At 72.3% G+C, this 15,826-nt stretch carries 19 protein-coding genes; 10 read left to right on the top strand and 9 right to left on the bottom strand.

The features are described 5' to 3' along the window. Positions 1–276: 276 nt before the first annotated feature. Positions 277–1,113 (bottom strand): alpha/beta fold hydrolase, encoded by an 837-nt coding sequence (locus AOM01_RS06950; RefSeq protein WP_062291024.1) that lies wholly within the window; start codon positions 1,111–1,113, stop codon positions 277–279. A 114-nt stretch (positions 1,114–1,227) separates the two neighbouring features. On the opposite strand from AOM01_RS06950, the gene AOM01_RS06955 reads away from it, so the two are divergent. The 8 genes from AOM01_RS06955 to AOM01_RS06990 all read left to right on the top strand — a co-directional run bounded on the left by AOM01_RS06955 (position 1,228) and on the right by AOM01_RS06990 (position 9,668). Beyond that, positions 1,228–1,788: an RNA polymerase sigma factor gene (locus tag AOM01_RS06955; RefSeq protein WP_169746531.1), complete on the top strand. Its 561-nt coding sequence runs from the start codon at positions 1,228–1,230 to the stop codon at positions 1,786–1,788. Continuing rightward, positions 1,785–3,215, top strand: a complete 1,431-nt coding sequence (locus tag AOM01_RS06960; RefSeq protein WP_062291031.1) for a hypothetical protein — start codon at positions 1,785–1,787, stop codon at positions 3,213–3,215. Before AOM01_RS06955 ends, AOM01_RS06960 begins: the two co-directional genes overlap by 4 nt. 77 nt (positions 3,216–3,292) lie before the next feature. Beyond that, a complete protein-coding gene (locus AOM01_RS06965; RefSeq protein WP_062291033.1) occupies positions 3,293–3,850 on the top strand; it encodes an RNA polymerase sigma factor in 558 nt (185 codons plus the stop codon). Further along, positions 3,847–5,337: a hypothetical protein gene (locus AOM01_RS06970; RefSeq protein ID WP_062291036.1), complete on the top strand. Its 1,491-nt coding sequence runs from the start codon at positions 3,847–3,849 to the stop codon at positions 5,335–5,337. Before AOM01_RS06965 ends, AOM01_RS06970 begins: the two co-directional genes overlap by 4 nt. Before the next feature lie 39 nt (positions 5,338–5,376). Beyond that, entirely contained in the window at positions 5,377–5,889 is a 513-nt protein-coding gene (locus AOM01_RS06975) for an RNA polymerase sigma factor (protein ID WP_156155877.1), read from the top strand. After that, positions 5,886–7,436, top strand: coding sequence for a hypothetical protein (locus AOM01_RS06980; RefSeq protein WP_062291042.1), 1,551 nt, complete (start codon positions 5,886–5,888; stop codon positions 7,434–7,436). Before AOM01_RS06975 ends, AOM01_RS06980 begins: the two co-directional genes overlap by 4 nt. 67 nt (positions 7,437–7,503) lie before the next feature. Beyond that, positions 7,504–8,028 (top strand): sigma factor-like helix-turn-helix DNA-binding protein, encoded by a 525-nt coding sequence (locus AOM01_RS06985; protein WP_156155878.1) that lies wholly within the window; start codon positions 7,504–7,506, stop codon positions 8,026–8,028. Continuing rightward, positions 8,025–9,668, top strand: coding sequence for a hypothetical protein (locus AOM01_RS06990; protein WP_062291046.1), 1,644 nt, complete (start codon positions 8,025–8,027; stop codon positions 9,666–9,668). The genes AOM01_RS06985 and AOM01_RS06990 overlap by 4 nt, the downstream gene beginning before the upstream one ends. On the opposite strand, the gene AOM01_RS06995 is transcribed toward AOM01_RS06990, so the two are convergent. Beyond that, the gene (locus tag AOM01_RS06995) at positions 9,669–10,208 is read right to left on the bottom strand and encodes a M48 family metallopeptidase (protein ID WP_062291049.1); all 540 of its coding nucleotides are present in this window, start codon (positions 10,206–10,208) and stop codon (positions 9,669–9,671) included. 100 nt (positions 10,209–10,308) lie between these two features. Between AOM01_RS06995 and AOM01_RS07000 the strand changes: the two genes are divergently transcribed. Both AOM01_RS07000 and AOM01_RS07005 read left to right on the top strand, forming a co-directional pair. Beyond that, entirely contained in the window at positions 10,309–10,860 is a 552-nt protein-coding gene (locus AOM01_RS07000; RefSeq protein WP_082110071.1) for an RNA polymerase sigma factor, read from the top strand. Next, positions 10,857–11,807 (top strand): endolytic transglycosylase MltG, encoded by a 951-nt coding sequence (locus tag AOM01_RS07005; protein WP_062291052.1) that lies wholly within the window; start codon positions 10,857–10,859, stop codon positions 11,805–11,807. The genes AOM01_RS07000 and AOM01_RS07005 overlap by 4 nt, the downstream gene beginning before the upstream one ends. 9 nt (positions 11,808–11,816) lie before the next feature. On the opposite strand, the gene AOM01_RS07010 is transcribed toward AOM01_RS07005, so the two are convergent. The 7 genes from AOM01_RS07010 to AOM01_RS07040 all read right to left on the bottom strand — a co-directional run bounded on the left by AOM01_RS07010 (position 11,817) and on the right by AOM01_RS07040 (position 15,794). Next, a complete protein-coding gene (locus AOM01_RS07010) occupies positions 11,817–12,941 on the bottom strand; it encodes a branched-chain amino acid aminotransferase (RefSeq protein ID WP_062291056.1) in 1,125 nt (374 codons plus the stop codon). 26 nt (positions 12,942–12,967) lie between these two features. After that, a complete protein-coding gene (locus tag AOM01_RS07015) occupies positions 12,968–13,339 on the bottom strand; it encodes a type II toxin-antitoxin system death-on-curing family toxin (RefSeq protein ID WP_062291059.1) in 372 nt (123 codons plus the stop codon). Positions 13,340–13,342: 3 nt separating this feature from the next. Next, positions 13,343–13,549 (bottom strand): ribbon-helix-helix protein, CopG family, encoded by a 207-nt coding sequence (locus AOM01_RS07020; protein ID WP_062291061.1) that lies wholly within the window; start codon positions 13,547–13,549, stop codon positions 13,343–13,345. A 23-nt stretch (positions 13,550–13,572) separates the two neighbouring features. Beyond that, a complete protein-coding gene (locus tag AOM01_RS07025) occupies positions 13,573–13,905 on the bottom strand; it encodes a DUF2568 domain-containing protein (protein ID WP_062291063.1) in 333 nt (110 codons plus the stop codon). Between the two features lie 11 nt (positions 13,906–13,916). Continuing rightward, positions 13,917–14,798, bottom strand: a complete 882-nt coding sequence (locus tag AOM01_RS07030) for a hypothetical protein (RefSeq protein ID WP_062291066.1) — start codon at positions 14,796–14,798, stop codon at positions 13,917–13,919. Between the two features lie 57 nt (positions 14,799–14,855). Next, positions 14,856–15,104: a three-helix bundle dimerization domain-containing protein gene (locus tag AOM01_RS07035; protein WP_062291069.1), complete on the bottom strand. Its 249-nt coding sequence runs from the start codon at positions 15,102–15,104 to the stop codon at positions 14,856–14,858. Positions 15,105–15,200: 96 nt separating this feature from the next. Then, entirely contained in the window at positions 15,201–15,794 is a 594-nt protein-coding gene (locus AOM01_RS07040; protein ID WP_156155879.1) for a hypothetical protein, read from the bottom strand. Between the last annotated feature and the right edge of the window lie 32 nt (positions 15,795–15,826).

Consider the following 15,826-nt stretch of genomic DNA (forward strand, 5'->3'; position numbering starts at 1 on the left):
TGTTCAATCTACCCGATCGATCGCATCCCTCCAAATCGGCCTGCCGGCTTCTTGGTGAGTTCGTTCTCTCGAGCGGCTCTCTACTCTACACCGTTTCGTCCGGTTTGTTGACCGGTCTGACGGGGCTTCGGGAGCCTCGTCACCAGGCGTTTTCCCTTGCGGGCCCCGTCCTGGCGACTCGGAATAAGTTACACACTTGTTTCGGCGATGTCCAACCGAGACGGCGATGACTTGGTTACCCCAGGTAGACGGCATGCAGATCCGCGAGCCGACGCCTCAGACCGTCTCGACGAGCCAATCGAGCAGCGTCTCCGCGTACGTCAGAACGGAGATGTGGCCGTCGTCGGGGAACACCCGGGTCCCCGCGCCCTCGATCTGCCGTGACAACCACTCGCCGTGGGTGAAGGGCACCACCCGGTCCTTGCCGCCGTGCGCGATGAGCGTCGGGACGGCACCGGCGTCCGCCACCGTGAAGCCCCAGTCGCTCACATACGCGAGGTCGTCGTCGACCATGCCGTCCGGCCCGAGCTCGAGCGCGGCGTTCACGATCCCGTTGAACCATCCCCACTCCCCCGCGAGCGCGGCGTGATCCGCGGCCATGAACGTCTCCGGGTCCCACTCGGCCTCCAGCTGGGCGCGCAGCGCCGCCGGACCGAGCGCAGCGGCCTCGAGCTCGAGCCGTCCTCCGTGCGCCATGCCGCCGTACCAGTCGAGCCCGCCGGCCTCGAATGGCGCCAGGCCCGCGATGGAGACGCACGCCTGCACGCGCTCGGGCAGGAGCGCCGCGCACGCGAGGGCGTGAGGTCCGCCGCCGGAATGCCCGACGGCGGCGAACCTGTCGATCCCCAGCTCGTCCGCGACGGCGGCGACGTCCTCGACGACGTCCGCGACGCATCTTCCTTCCCGGCGGGTCGACCCGCCGTAGCCGGGCCGGTCGAGCGACACCCACCGGATGCCGCGATCCGTCGCGGGCTTCATCAGCGGCCCCGGCGGCTGGCCGATGTTGGGGGTGCCGTGGTGCCAGAAGATCACCAGCGACGCGTCATCGGGACCGTCCGTGTACCAACGCACGGTCCGGCCGTCGGGCCGGTCGATCTCTCCCTTGCTCGCCATGGACCGACCCTAGCCCGGGCGCCCGGCGCGCCTCGTGAGCGCACCCAACGTTTCCGCGCCAGGATGCGTTCTCGGGGCCGGAGAAGCATCCGGACAGTCGGCGATGGGGGTCGCGTGAGCAGTTGGGGGGCCGCGCTCGACGCGGTGCTGCATCAGAGGGGCGGTGCGCTGTTCGCCTACGCGTTCGTGCTCACCGGGGATCCCCACGCGGCGGAGGACCTGGTCCAGGAGGCGCTCGTCCGCGTGTTCCGGAAGGGCCGCGCGCCCCAGAGCGTCGACGCGGCGCACGCGTACGTCAAGCGCGCGATCCAGACGAGCTTCATCGACACGCACCGCCGCGCGCAGGCGCGTCCACGGCCGGACGACCGCACCGCCGAGCGCGTCGCGCCCGACCCGACCGACGCGGCGGACCTCCACGCGGCCCTCATGGAGGCGGTCCTCTCGCTCCCGCCCCGCGAGCGCACGTGCCTCGTGATGCGGTACTTCGACGGGCTGAGCGCCGTCGCGATCGCGGAGCAGCTCGGCATCGCGGCAGGGTCCGTACGCCGCTACCTGCATGACGGGATCGCGACGTTGCAGCGCACCCACGGCGACTTCGGGCTCGATCCCTCGGACGCGTCCGAGGGCGGCGGGGAGTCTCACGTGATCGTGTCCACGAAGGGAGGCCGCCGATGACCAGCGTGCTCGAGGAGGCCATGGCCCGCCGCGCGACGGCCGGCCTGGCTCTGTATGCGCCGGGGTCCCTGGAGGCCGCCGCCCATTCCCGGGTCCGGCGCGCGAGGACGATGCGCGGGCTCGGCATCGCCGGCGTCGCGGCGGCCGTCGTGGTCGCCGGGGCATGGGGCGCGGTGGCGCTCGACGGTCACCGCGGTGCGGTGGCGCCGGCGGTGACATCCCCGACGCCCTCGCCCAGCGCATCGTCCGGCGCGGACGCCACCCCCGGCGTGCTCACGGCCGAGGATCTGACCGGCGCAGGCGGCACCGTTCCCGATGCGGACTCGCTGCCCGCGTACCTCTGCACCAGCACGCTCCCCCGGAGCTGTGAGGAGCTGTTCGTACCGGCCCGCGGCCTGTTCTCGATGGCACCGGGGTCCACGCGAGTGGAGGTCTCCGCGCTGGAGTCGTCCGCCGAGGTCACGTGGGAGCTGACGTACACGGGCGACGAGCCCGCGCGGGTCGCCACCGGATGGATCCTGCCGGTCGCCCGCGCGACCGACGACTACGTCGGACCGGCCGACACTCTCGAGGGTCTCAGCATCCAGCTCCCGCAGGATCTCCGCGACGTCGGAGCGGGCACCACCGTCGCAAGCAGCACCGTCGTGAGCCTCGGGTCGGCGCCGAGCTTCGCGGTGGGCACGGCGGTGATCGTCGACCTGCTGGTCCCCGTCGCCTTCGCCGATCCGGACGCGACGCGAGAGCTCTGGATCCTGGTCGACGGCGGGAACCACCCCGTGACCGCTTCCGACGGCGACGCGGCCGCCGGGACCGTCACCGCCGACGAGCTGCGCACGGAGGCCTTCACACGTCACCGAGAGGACTACGACCTGGGCACCCACGCGCAGACCGCCCTCGACTGCAGGCTCGACGCGTCGCTCAACCCCCGCACATCCACGAGTGTCGAGGACGTGAGCGCACCCGCGTGCGACGCCGTGGTGCTCACCACGGAGGCGCCGCTGATCGCGGTCACCGAGATGCGTTTCGACGTCGATGACGTCGCGCACACGCTCACGGTGCGCTGGACGGCGCAGAACGTGTCGGGCCAGCGCCTGAACTTGGACACGGGCGCCGCCGCCGTCGCTCTCGAGACGGAGTACGAGTCGACGGAACCGGGTGCAAGCGAGTTCCTCGGCGCGGGGCGCGCCGGCACACTGCTCGCCCAGACGCTCTGGGAGACCGAGACCACGCGCCACGGACTGCTGCGACGCGCGACCTCGGTCGAGACGCTCGAGCCGTGGCAGCTGTTCGCGGGCACCGGCACGTTCGACGTGCGCGAGGTCCCCGACTTCGCCGCCGCGCTCGCCACGGTGCAGGTACGTGTGGCCGGCGCGGACGACTTCGCCGGCGACCGCGAGCTGATCCTCGAGGCGTCCTGGAACAACTGAGACACGCGACCCTGCACTTCCTGCCCACCGTGCGTCCTCTCCACTGAGAAGATGCACCGCAGGCAGGGGGAGGAACCGTGAGCAGGTGGTCCGAGACGCTCGACGCGTTGATGCGTGAGCGCGGCAGGGCGCTGTATGGATACGCGTTCGTGCTGACCGGCAATCCCGCCGACGCCGACGACCTGCTCCAGGACGCCCTGGTCCGCGCCTTCAAGCGGGGTCGCGGCCCCGAGAACGTCGACGCCGCGCACGCCTATGTGAAGCGCGCGATCCAGACCACGTTCATCGACACCCACCGGCGCGCGTCCGTCCGGCCCCGCCGCGACCACCGCGACGCGGACCGCGTGATCGACGACCCGAGCGGCGCGTCCGCCACGCGGGACGCCGTTCACGAGGCGGTCCTGTCGCTCCCGCCGCGCGAGCGCACCTGCGTGGTGATGCGGTACTTCGACGGCCTCGCCTCCCCCGCCATCGCGGAGGAGCTGGGCATCTCCGCCGGCACGGTGCGCGGCTACCTCGCGAGCGCGGTGGAGACGCTGCGCCGCACGCACGGCGACTTCGGATTGGACCCGACCGACGCCCTGGAGGGCGGAGACGAGCACGTGGTGATCACCTCGAAGGGAGGCGCGCGATGAGCAACGAGCTGATGGATTCCCTCGCGCGGCAGGCGGAGGCCGGCGGCACGCTCTACGACGCGCGCGGCGGGGTGGACGATGCGGTGGTCGCCCCCGCACGCCGTCGCGTGAGGCGGGCGCACACCCTGCGCGCGGCCGGCACGCTCGGCGTGACGGCGCTGGTGCTCGCCGGCGGCCTCACGGCCGTGCTCGAGTGGCAGGGCGACCGCGGCACGGTGGCGCCGGCCGTCACCGACGTGCCGAAGGTGGACCCGGATGCGCTGACGGCTGACGACCTCCGTCCCGACTCCACGGCCCGGACCCTCGACGACGGCCGCACCGGCCAGACCGGGATCCTGTGCTCCATGCCGGTGAAGGACAATCCGTACGCGGGCGCGGACTTCAGCCGCGCCGACTCGTGCCCGGCGGTCTGGGTCGCGGACCTACCGCTGCTCGAGGTCACCCGGGCCGATGTCACGCTCGACGGCGACGGCACCGTGCACATCGCGTGGGTGCTCGCGAACACCTCCGACTCGGCGATCACTGTCGATGAGGGCACCTTGAGCATCGCGCTCCTGTCCGACCCCGACGCTGCGATGACCGCCGAGGGCTACACCTCGGGCGACCGCCAGCTGATCGCCACGTCGCTGTGGTCCAGCGAAGAGGATCGCGTAGTCCAGATGGAGGGCGACAGCTCGCGCGTGACGCTCCGCTCTGGGGACACGATCGAGGGCGCGGCGACTCTCGACCCGCAGATGTTCTCCGGCCTGGGCACCGGCGGGCTCCTCGACGGGATGTCCGACGGCACCATCGAGCCGACCGTGACCCTCCAGGTCCGAGTGCCCCCCGCCGGCGATGCAGGCACGCGCGAGCTGTTCCTCGAGGCGAGCGCAGTGGCCACCACCACCGGCACCATGGATCCCGCCTCCGCATCGTTCGAGGGACTCGAGCCGCGCGTCGAGGGCGAGACCCGTGACGACGCCCAGGAGGCGGTCGTGTGCCACGTCGGCGAAGCCGACAACCCACGCTTCCAGCCCGATGACGGCGACGGGGTCGCGAACTGGAGCACGCCCACCTGCGAGGCGGTGTGGATCCCGGGCGGCAAGCAGCTCGAGCTCTCCGACGTGAGCATCTCTGAGATCGACAAGTTCAGCAGCGTCATCGATTGGAGCGCGACCAACGTGTCCGGGCGGACGCTCGATCTCGACAACGCTTCGATGGGCGTGAGCATCAACCTCGGCGACGTGGGCTACATCATGAACTCCGGCGGCACGAGCGTCGGGTGGAACCCCTGGAACAGCGACGGGACGCGCCACGCGCTGCTCTCGTCCGAGAGCGACCCGATCGCCCTCGCCCCGGGCGCCGAGCTCTCCGACGAGAAGATGTTCGAGACCGACCCCAAGACGCTCGACGCGCCCGGCTCGATCCTCATCCGCGTGGTCCGCGAGGACGACCAGGACGGCACCCGCGAGCTCCTGCTCGAGCTCCCGTGGAGCCTGAAGGGCTGACCCCTAGGAACCCACCGCCGCCGGTGGCACCATCGAAGGATGAGGCCATGGGCGGCGATGCTCGAGGCGACCATGCGCACGCACGGCCCCGCGCTCCTCGCCTACGCGACGCGGCTCACCGGGGGTCCGTCCGCGGGCGCGGCCGTCCTCGAGGACGCGCTGGTGCGCACGTTCGCGCGGGGCAGGCCGCCGGAGTCGGGGGACGATGCGCGGGTCGCCGTGCGCGACGCGGTCCGGTTCGTGGCGGTGCGGCGGGAGCGGCCGGCACCCGCGACCCCGCCGCCCGAGGCGACGGAGGCGCCAGAGGTGACCGACGCATCGTCCCTCCGCGAGGCGCTCGCCGGCCTGAGCCCGCGAGAGCGGGCGCTGCTCGCCATCCGCTACGGCGACGGCCTCGCCGTCCCCGCGATCGCGTCCTCGACCGCGCTCCGCGAGCACCAGGTGCGCGACGCCCTCGCGAACGCCGCGGCGGCTCTGGGCCTGGATGTGTCGGACACGGTCGAGGGCGGCGTGGTCGACACCACCACCGTGGCGGTGGGTGACGCGCCGTGACCGCCGAGCTGCTCGACGCGCTCGAGCCCGCCGCGGACCTCGACGGCGAGGACCGGGCGTGCACGGCGATCGCGACGAGCGCCGCGCACAGGATCACGCGACGCCGACGGCTCCGCCTGGCCGGGTTCGGCGCGGCGGCAGCCATCCTGCTCGCCGTGGCGGGCGCGGTGGCGCTGACCGCGCCTCGCGAGCTCCCACCCTCGACGGAGCCGGCGGAGCCCGACGTCATGGCCTCGCAACCGGGCAGCGGCGTGGTCTACGCGGAGGAGCTGCTCCGCGGCGCGGCGTCGCGCCTCCGCACGGCGGACGGCTCGGCGCTCCGCCAGGAGGCGCTCGCCTGCCGCGAGCGCACCGACGCCTCGACGCCGGTGCCGTGCCGCGCGGTGTGGGTCGGGGACACGCCCTTCCTCGAGCTCGACCCCGAGATGACCCTCGCGACGCTCCACGTCACCGACCGGCTGGTGCGGCTCGACGTGCGCTGGACCGTGCGAAACACCGGCGTGCGGCCCCTGCTGCTCGATCGTGCGGACCTCGCCGTGGCGGTCCTCACCGATCCCGACGGGGTCGCCGACCCGGTCGCGGACCAGGCAACCGATGCGCTCACCTCGTCGTGGTGGGCCGACGACCGCTCACGTCTCGCGCTCAACCGCGAGGCCCAATCGCTCGAGCGCATCGAGCCGGGCTCGGCGATGCGCGGGTGGGCCACGTTCACCGCCGCCGCGCCCCGGAACGGCGCCGCGCGCGACCCCCTGTGGGACGTCGCGGACGGCGTCGCGGCGACCACCCTCACGCTGCAGGTGGGCATTCCTCACACGCGCACCGCCGACCCGACCGCGGCGGACGTGATCGTGGAGTCGTCGATGCCACTCACGGACATCAATCCCGCGATCGCGGCGGACCACCTGCTCGAGACATTCCGGCCGCGCGCACGCGGAGGGGCCACCCCCGCCGACGCGCAGGCGGCGCTCCTGTGCGACGTCCCCCGCAGCATGCGGTCCTCGACGTTCGAGAACTACAACATCCCGTACCTGGCCCGGCAGGTCGCCTGCGAGCCCGGGTGGGTCGACGGCCCCGTGCTCGTCGACGCGGGCACGGCGGAGGTGCGACCCGGCACGCCGGCCTCCGTGGTGGTGTGGGACGTCGCCAACGCGTCCGGCGCGACGCTCCAGGTCTCGCGGCTCCAGCTGCTGCTTGAGGGGCGTGCGGACACGGTGCGCGCAGGCGGCGACGGCCTGACGCTGCTGGGCACCGCCGCGGTCACACCCAGCAGCGCGTGGCTCGCGGACGGCCGCCGCCTCGGGTGGCTGAGCAACGCGTTCTACGACTATCCGTTGATCCCCGACGCGGTGGTCGGCGGGCGGGACCAGCTGTTCCCCGGGATGCTCTCCTCGGGCGAGATCGTGGGCGAGGACGTGATCATCGAGGCCCTCTACGGCGGTGGTCGCGCCACCGCGGTCGCCACGGTCCCGTTCCTCGACGACCCGTCCCGGGTCATACTGCTGGAGACGCCGCTCGCCGTGGCGCCGCGGGCGTCCGCGTCCCCGTGACCGGCCGCGTCGCCTTCCGCGCGCGCCGCGCACGTGCGAGACTCGCACGCATACCAGGGGGGTCGAGTTGAGCGGTCGATCGGAGACGCTCCGCGCGGTGATGCGCGGCCACGGCGCGGACCTGCTGGCCCGCGCGCTCCTTCTCACGGGGGACGATGCTGCGGCCGGGTCGCTGGTCGAGCGCGCCCTCGCGCACGGGACGGGCCGCGGCCACCTGGCCGACTCCCCCGACGAGGCGGCCACCGAGGTGCGGCGCGCGCTGCATCGTGCCTTCCGCCGTGACAAGGACGCTGAACCGCCCCTTACTCCCGTCACGGATCCGGACCCGACCCCTGAGGCCGACATCCGCGAGGCGCTCCGGCTGCTCACGCGCCGCGAGCGGGTGGCGTTGGTGCTGCGCTATCTGGACGAGATGGCGGCGACGGCGATCGCCGCCGAGCTCGACGTGTCCGTCAAGGCCGTGGTGGCGGACCTGCGCTCGGGCGCCGAGCGCCTCGCGGCCACCCGGCCCGACCTCCGGATCGACGTCGAGGACGCGGTCGAGGGCGGGGTCGAGGAGGAGCTCACCGTGGCGTTCGGGGCGCGCCGATGAGCACTGCGCTGACGGCGGCGCTCGCACGCGAGGAGCAGCGCGGGATCGCCGCCAGCCGGGTCGAGCTCGCGGCGCTCGAGGAGCGCTCGCTCGCGCGGCTGCGCCGCGGCCGCACCGTGACGCGGGCGCTGGTCGCGGGCGGCTCCGCGGCGGTGGTGGGCGTGGTCGCGGTCGGGCTCGCGTGGGGCACCGACCCCTCCACCACGGCCGCGCCGGCGACCACCCCGTCGCCGTCTGTCTCGCCCGCGATCGACGAGTCGTGGGTGCCCACGGGTGGCAACGTGTCCGCGGAGGCGCTCATCGCGAGCTCGACGCCGCGCGTGCTCGGGCAGGACCTCGAGAAGCCACGTCAGGCGGCGCTGCTGTGCGAGATGGACCCCGCGATCAACCCCTGGCGCGACGCCTACGCGACCGAGTCCACGCTCACGGAGACCAAGGAGTGCGAGGCCGTATGGGTGGGCGATGAGCCGCTGCTCACCGACGATTCCGTGTACGCGATGCTTCACGTGGGCGCCGACGCGACCGGCGGCCGCATGCTCCTCGACTGGGTCATGTACTCGCCGATGGAGACGGACCTCACGATCGACACCGCCGCGATCGCCGCGACGTTCGCGACCGCGCCCGACACCGTCTCACCGCCCGGGTTCCGCACCCGCGGCTCCTACGTGGGCGAGTCCCTGTGGGTGTCGCCCACCCAGCGGCTCGCGGTGCTGGGCAACGCGTCCGATCCGCGGTCGCTCGCCGATGGCGCGACCGCCCTGGGCAGCGCCGAGGTCGACACCCAGCCCCAGGGATCCGTGCTCCACTCCGACGAGGTCTGGGCCATCGCGCACGGCGACGTGGACCCCGAGGTGGTCCTCCAGGTCCGGGTCCCGCCCGACGGCGCGGCCGGCGGCCAGGAGCTGATCCTCGAGGTCCCCGTCAACGTCGAGGTCGACCAGATCGGCGTCACGGCGGAGAATCTTCTGACCGGCTGGGAGCCGCGCCGCCGCGAGGACGACCGGGACCCGTCCCGGCAGGCGGCCAGCCTGTGCGAGGTGCCCGAGTCCGCAGAGGCACCTCGCATGTTCATCACCATGGACTGGGTGATGCCCTTCGAGACACTGGAGTGCGATCCGATCTGGCTGGATGAGCGGCTGCTCGGAGCGCCCCGCTACTCGATCGAGTACTCGAGCGAGCAGAACGGCGGGCCCGGCTCCCTGTACATGGACTGGCAGCTGGACCTCAACCTGGGTTCCGCCCTTCAGGTGGCGCAGTCGACGCTCCTGGTCGAGACGGCGCCGTCGACCGCCGGCTCGGAGGCCGACATGACGCGGGTCGAGACGCTCGGCTTCACCACGAGCGCATGGACCGCCGCGGGCACCCGGCTGCTTCCCGTCGCGAGCATGCTCGACGGGATCTTCGTGGGACACCTCCAGGGCGACAACGGCGTCTGGGGCGGCGCCTACGTGGACCCCTACACGCTCGGGGACAACGCGGAGCTCACGCCCAAGGAGATCCGGCGCGCGATCGTCAAGGGCGCGCCATCGACCGCGCTGGTCGCGGTGCCGTTCGCCCGGGACTCGTCGCGCGTCCTGGTGCTCGAGGCACCCCTGGGCAAGCCCGAGATCCGCAAGTCGACGTTCGAGACCGAGGGCTGATCAGTCCACCTGCCGCCCATTGAGCTCCGCCCGGTGCTCGCGCCAGCCGGGCAGGTGGCGGTCCATCACGGCGTAGAAGCCAGGACCGTGGTTGGCCTCGATGAGGTGGGCGAGCTCGTGCACCACCACGTACTCGACCAGGTGGTAGTCCTTGCGCGCGAGCTCGACGCTGAACGTCACGGTGCGCGTGGTCTTGTTGCAGCTGCCCCACCGCGAATGCATGATCCGCATCCGCCACGTGGGGTGCGGGACACCCATGCGGGGTACCCATTCGTCGAGCAGCGACTCGAGCACCGGCGCGAGCGACCGTCGCAGCGAGTCCGCCTCCGGCCCGGGCGCGAGCGGCGCCGGGTGATCGAGCGCCTCGGCCTGCTTGGCGGTGATCCACGCCGACTTCGAGCGCACCCACGCATCGATGTCGCGCTGCGGCATGCGCATCGGGGCGCTCACGCGCACCTCGCCCGTGCCGTGGCGCACCACCATGCGCACGTTCTTCATCCGCTTGCGCGTGAGCGTGTAGGCGGGAACCGGGCCGGGCATGCGACCACTGTAGGCGCGGCGTCCGACGCCACCCGCGCATCGTCCCCAACCTTGGGGACCGTGGGTGCGTACTACCCGGCATGAGAGGGAACCCGACCGCATGAGCACCTGGGCGAGCATGCTCGACCGCCTGGTCCGCGAGCGCGGGCCCGCGCTGTTCGGCTATGCGTACGTGCTGACCGGCGACCGAGAGCGCGCGGAGGACCTGCTGCAGGATGCGCTGGTGCGCACCTTCCGCACGGGGCGGGCGCTCGGGTCGCTCGACTCGGCGCATGCGTATGTCAAGCGGTCCATCACCACGGCGTTCATCGACTCGGGGCGGCGCGCGGCGGCACGGCCGCAGCCCGCAGGCGTCGACGTGCACGAGCGGCCCGACGTCGCGAGCGCTCCCGACGCGTCCGGCACGGTGGACGATGCGCTGGACCTGCAGGCCGCCCTTCTCACCTTGTCGCCGCGCGAGCGGGCGTGCGTGGTGCTGCGCTACCTCGAGGACATGACGGTCGCCGGCGTCGCGCAGGCGCTCGGGCTGGCCGAGGGCACCGTCAAGCGCTACCTGTCCGACGGCGTGGCCCGCCTGCGCGAGGCGGCGCCCGGAGTCGACTTCACCCCCGCCGAGACCGTCCCGATCCATCCGCATGGAGGCACATCATGAGCACCGCGCACCAGGCACTTCGCGACCTCGAGCGTTCCGGGGCCGCCACCTTCGACGCCACCCGCCTCGCGGGCGACCTCTCCCCCGTCACCCGGCGGGTGCGTCGGCATCGTGCCGTGCGTGCCGGCGCGGGGTCCGTGGCCGGGCTGGCGGTGCTGGGCGCGGGAGCTTACGGGGTGCTGCGGTGGGGCACCGACCGCACCGTTGCGCCCGCCGTCACCTCGCCCGCACCGACGCCGAGCACGTCGGGGGCACACGGCCCGTCGCCTTCGCCGTCCGTGGCCGCACCAGAGCTGACCGCCGCAGACCTGGTGATCCCTGGCGAGCGCGTCGACGACACCATCGCACGGCTCGCGGCGCACTACGGTGCCTCCGAGAACAGCGTCCGCGAGGCGATGGTGCTCGCGCTGCCGCCGGAGGCGAACGGCGAGCCTGAAGGCTGGGTCGCACCGGGCGACTTCCCCGCCCCGGCGACCGCCCAGGAGGCGGCGGGGATGCTGGTCGCGAGCCAGCTTCAGAACTTGGAGTCCATGGGCGTCGCCCGCGAGGACTGGCTGCGCACGGTCACCCTCGCGTCGATCCTGGTGAAAGAGGCACCGGATCCGTACGACCAGCCTGCGGTGTCGAGCGTGATCTGGAACCGCCTCGACGCCGGGATGATGCTCGAGCTCGAGTCGCCGCTGATCTACATCACCCGTGCCGATGAGCGCACGGTGTCCGACGACGGCTTCGCGGTCGACTCGCCGTACAACACCTTCATGTACGAGGGGCTCCCGCCGGCGCCCATCGGCGCCTCAGACCTCGGGGCGATCGACTCCGCCGCGCACCCCTCCGCGGGCTCTCAGCTGTACTTTGTGCGCGACCCGAAGTCCGGCGCGGTGCTGCTCGCGGAGACATTCGAGGAGCACCGCCAGAATCTCATCGAGGTGGGTCTCCTCGACGAGTGAGCGGGTCGCTCAGCCCTCGGGCGCGGGGACCACCTCGCGGGTCCACCCGTGGCGGTCCTCGGCGCGGCCGTACTGGATGTCGGTGAGCAGCGCGCGCATCGCGGTCGCGACGGACGGGCCGTCCTCCTCCGAGCGCTCGGGCAGCGAGACGTCGAGGTCGTCGGAGACCAGGCGCGCGATCGGGGTCACCACGGCGGCGGTGCCCACGGCGAACAGCTCGGCGATGTCGCCGGACTCGATGCCCTCGACCAGCTCCGTCAGCGCGATGTCGCGCTCCTCGACCGTGCGGCCCTCGTCACGGAGAAGCGTGAGGATCGAGTCGCGGGTGACGCCAGGAAGGATGGTGCCGGACAGGCGGGGCGTGAGGATGGACCCGTCCGCGCGCACCGCGACCAGGTTCATGCCGCCGAGCTCCTCGACGTAGGTGTCCTCACGCGCGTCGAGGAACAGCACCTGCCCGCAGCCATGCTCCTTCGCCTCCTTCTGCGGCAGCATGCTGGCGGCGTAGTTGCCGGCGGTCTTGGTGTCGCCCGTGCCGCCCGCATTGGCGCGGTGGTAGCCGCGCGAGACCCAGATCGAGACGCCCACGTCGCCGTTCGACAGGTAGTCGCCCACAGGCGACGCGGTCACGATGAAGTCGACCTCCGCGGCGGGCTGCACCAGCAGGCTGGCTTCGGTCGCGATGACCAGGGGGCGCAGGTACAGGCTCGCTCCCTCGGCGCCCGCCACCCAGTTCTGGTCGGCCTCGACCAGCGCCTCGACGGCCGCGAGGAAGTCCTCCTCCGACACCTCGGGCAGCGCCATGCGGCGGCAGCTCGACGCGAGGCGCGCGGCGTTGGCCTCCGGACGGAACAGGCGGATCGATCCGTCCTCCCAGCGGTACGCCTTGAGGCCTTCGAAGGCCTGCTGGGCGTAGTGGAGCACGGCGGCGCCGGGGTGCATCGGGATGGGGGCCAGCGGGACGATGCGGCGGTCGGCCCAGCCGTCCTCCTCGCGCCAGGTGGCACGCGCCATGTGGTCGGTGAAGACCTTGCCGAAGACCGGGTCCTCCATCGCGATCCAGCGCTCCTCGTCCGTCGCGGGACGACGGTTGGGGATGACGGTGAACTGTGCGGTGGGCGCCTGCGTCTCCATGGGGCGAGCCTAGACCCGTCGCGACATCACGAGCGCGGCTCGATCCTGAGCCGAGCAGCGATCGACGCCACATCGTCGAGCGTGCCGTCCGCGATCGCCCAGACCAGGTCGAAGGCCTCCGCCTGAGTCCCGGTCACCCTGAAGCCGTTGAATCCGACGAACACAACCGTCGCCAGCCATCCGAGCCGCTTGTTCCCATCCGCGAGCGCGTGGTTGTTGACCAGGGAATGCAGCAGCGCCGCCGCCTTGAGGGAGAGCGTTGGATACGCGTCTGCACCCATGAGGGTGGTGCCTGGCCGCGCGAGGGCCGATTCGAGCAGGCCGACGTCGCGCACCGGACCGAGTCCCGCCACTCGGACCATGGCGAGGAGCTCGTCGAGCTCGATGTACTCCGGCATGCGCTACTCGGAGCCGAGTCGCGCGAGAGTCTCGCTCCACTCCTGCAGCGCCTCATCCGTGAGCGACGCGAGCCTCTTGCTCCGGCTCAGCTTCTCGGCTCGTTCCAGGACCGCGCGACGCACGATCTCCTGACGCGAGAGCCCCTCTTCTCGAGCGAGGAGCTCAAGCGCGTCCTCGAGCACAGAGTCTGTCCGCAGAGTCATCGCCATGATTCGACGGTATCACTCTGGTATCACTCCGGCAACGGCCTCGCCACGCTGATGACCGTGCCCGCCACCACGGCGACCGCGTGCACCCCGAGCAGGATCGGGGCGCCGAGCACGGCGTAGAGCGGCAGCGCCGCGAGAAGGATCAGCGTGCGGGCCACGATGGTGGGGGTCCGGCCCAGGGGACGGCGCGCCTTCGGCGAGAGGTACGTGCCCCAGAAGGCCGCGACGGCGACGGGCAACGCGACCGCGAGCGCCCAGCTGAACGGGCCGTCGAACCGTGCGAGCGGCCACCAGGCGAGCGAGAACAGCAGGGACAGCTCCGCGAGGAAGACGAGAGTCGCGCCGAACCATCGCATGCCGCGCTCCCCTACAGTTGGATCCGTCCGGGACGGGCAGCAGGGCCCTTGGGCTCGGGCTCGGTCGGCTCAGCCGCCTTCGAGGAGACCACGTTCGCGGCGGTCGCGTCGGCGAGGTCCGCGAGCGGGATCGCGTGGTCGATCCGGGCCCAGTTGCGCTTGAAGTCGGCGGCGATCGCCGCCTCGACGTCGCGCTCGACGGCCCGCGCCGCGCTCTTCCCGCTGTCGCCGCCCTCGTGCTTGGCGGTCGCAAGCCGCGTCGCGGCCGCGAGTCGGAGGTCACGGACCGTCCACCAGTGGTCGACGAACGCGTCGCGCGCGTCGTGCAGCAGCTGCTGCGCCCGCCGGTACCGGACGATCTCGGCGACCAGAGCATCGTCCCCCGTCATGGCCGCGTGGGCCTCGGGGTTGTCGATGCGCGGGATGACGTCGGCGGGCGTCGGGTCCTTGAGGATCGCCTGCCGCGCGAGCTTGGTCACCAGCTTGTGCTCGAGGGTCTGCGGGGCGGCCGCCATGACCGTCTCGATGCGCAGGTCGAGCGCGCGTCCGCGCACGGTCATGTCCTCGAGCGCGCGGCTGATCTCGAGCAGCATGTCGATGGCGGGGACGGCCTCGCGCTGGCGGGTGGTGCCGCGCTCGAGGCGCGCCACCTGCTCGCGCAGGCCGCGGGTGATCTCCTCGGCGGGGACCAGCGAGGTGGGGTCCTTGGGCAGCGGCGGGGTGAGCAGGTCGTGCGCGCTGGACAGGGCGATCGGCGCCTCCTGCGCGAAGGCGCGGCGTCGGGTACGGCGCTCCTCGACGCGGCGCGACAGGTCCATGAAGCCCCCCACCGACGCGCCCGCGAACAGGGCGATGATCAGGCCGGGGACCAGGAACGACCAGTCGATCGACATGTCTCGAATCTAGGGCAGGCGCGAGCGCCGGACCAGGACCCTGGGCGCATACGCGTGCTACATGCGGGTGGTGCGGAGGTCGTCGAGGCGGAGCCAGGCACGATGCTCGGCGAGGGTGACCAGGTGCTGGTGCACCAGCGCGCCCTCCTTGAGCTTGTCGTAGGACTCGCGCACCAGGCGCTGGATCAGCGCGCGGTCGAACTCCATGAAGTGCTGGGAGAGATGGGTGACAGCGTCGTCGAGCGCGCGGTCGACGTGCTCGTGGGCGTGCTCGCGGTCGAACTGGTTCGCCGGGGTGATGGTCATGGCGGTCTCCCTTCCGCGCCGTTGCGGAGGCGTGTTCACCTGCTGTTCATCTTCTCGCGCGGCTCGGTGCGTCGCAATCGCGCCCGGCCCGTCGCGCTACTGTCCCGCTGGCACCAGGATCTTCTCGAGCTGCGCCCATCCGGCGTCGAGCGCGGCCGGGTCGACGGCGCCGCTGAGCGGGACGGTGAGGTTGGTGACGTTCCACATGCCCGTGCCAGCGTCGAGCGCGAGCGCGAAGTCCCCGTCGTTGGTGGCGGCGTCCGCGCCGGGCCAGGCATAGGTGATCCAGTCGTCGGCCGCAGGCATCGCCGTGATAGGCCGCAGCGCGTACTGCGTGGCCACTGTGCCGAGCTCGGCGTCCTCCGCGACGTCGAGCGCGAATCGACCGTCGTCGCGGAAGGATACGTCTACCACGCCCGCGTAGTCGTCCGTGATCGCGAGCCCACGCTCCGCGAGGCTGTCCGTGGCATCGTTCGAGCCACCGGAGAAGATCCACATGCCCACGCCGACGGCCGCCGCGATCACGAGCACCATCGCGACGGGGATGATCCACACGCGTTCACGCGCCTCGGGCGGCTCCGCGCCGTCGCCGCCGGGGTTCACGCCCGCGATGCGCGGATCGCGCGCCTTGCTCGTGTGATGGCTGGCCGGCCCCAGCACGAACCGATTGACCCCAGCAGACGGATCCACGGCTACCCCCCTCGGTATGGTCCGGAGCCTAG

Source organism: Demequina phytophila, from assembly GCF_000971135.1.
Lineage (GTDB): Bacteria > Actinomycetota > Actinomycetes > Actinomycetales > Demequinaceae > Demequina > Demequina phytophila.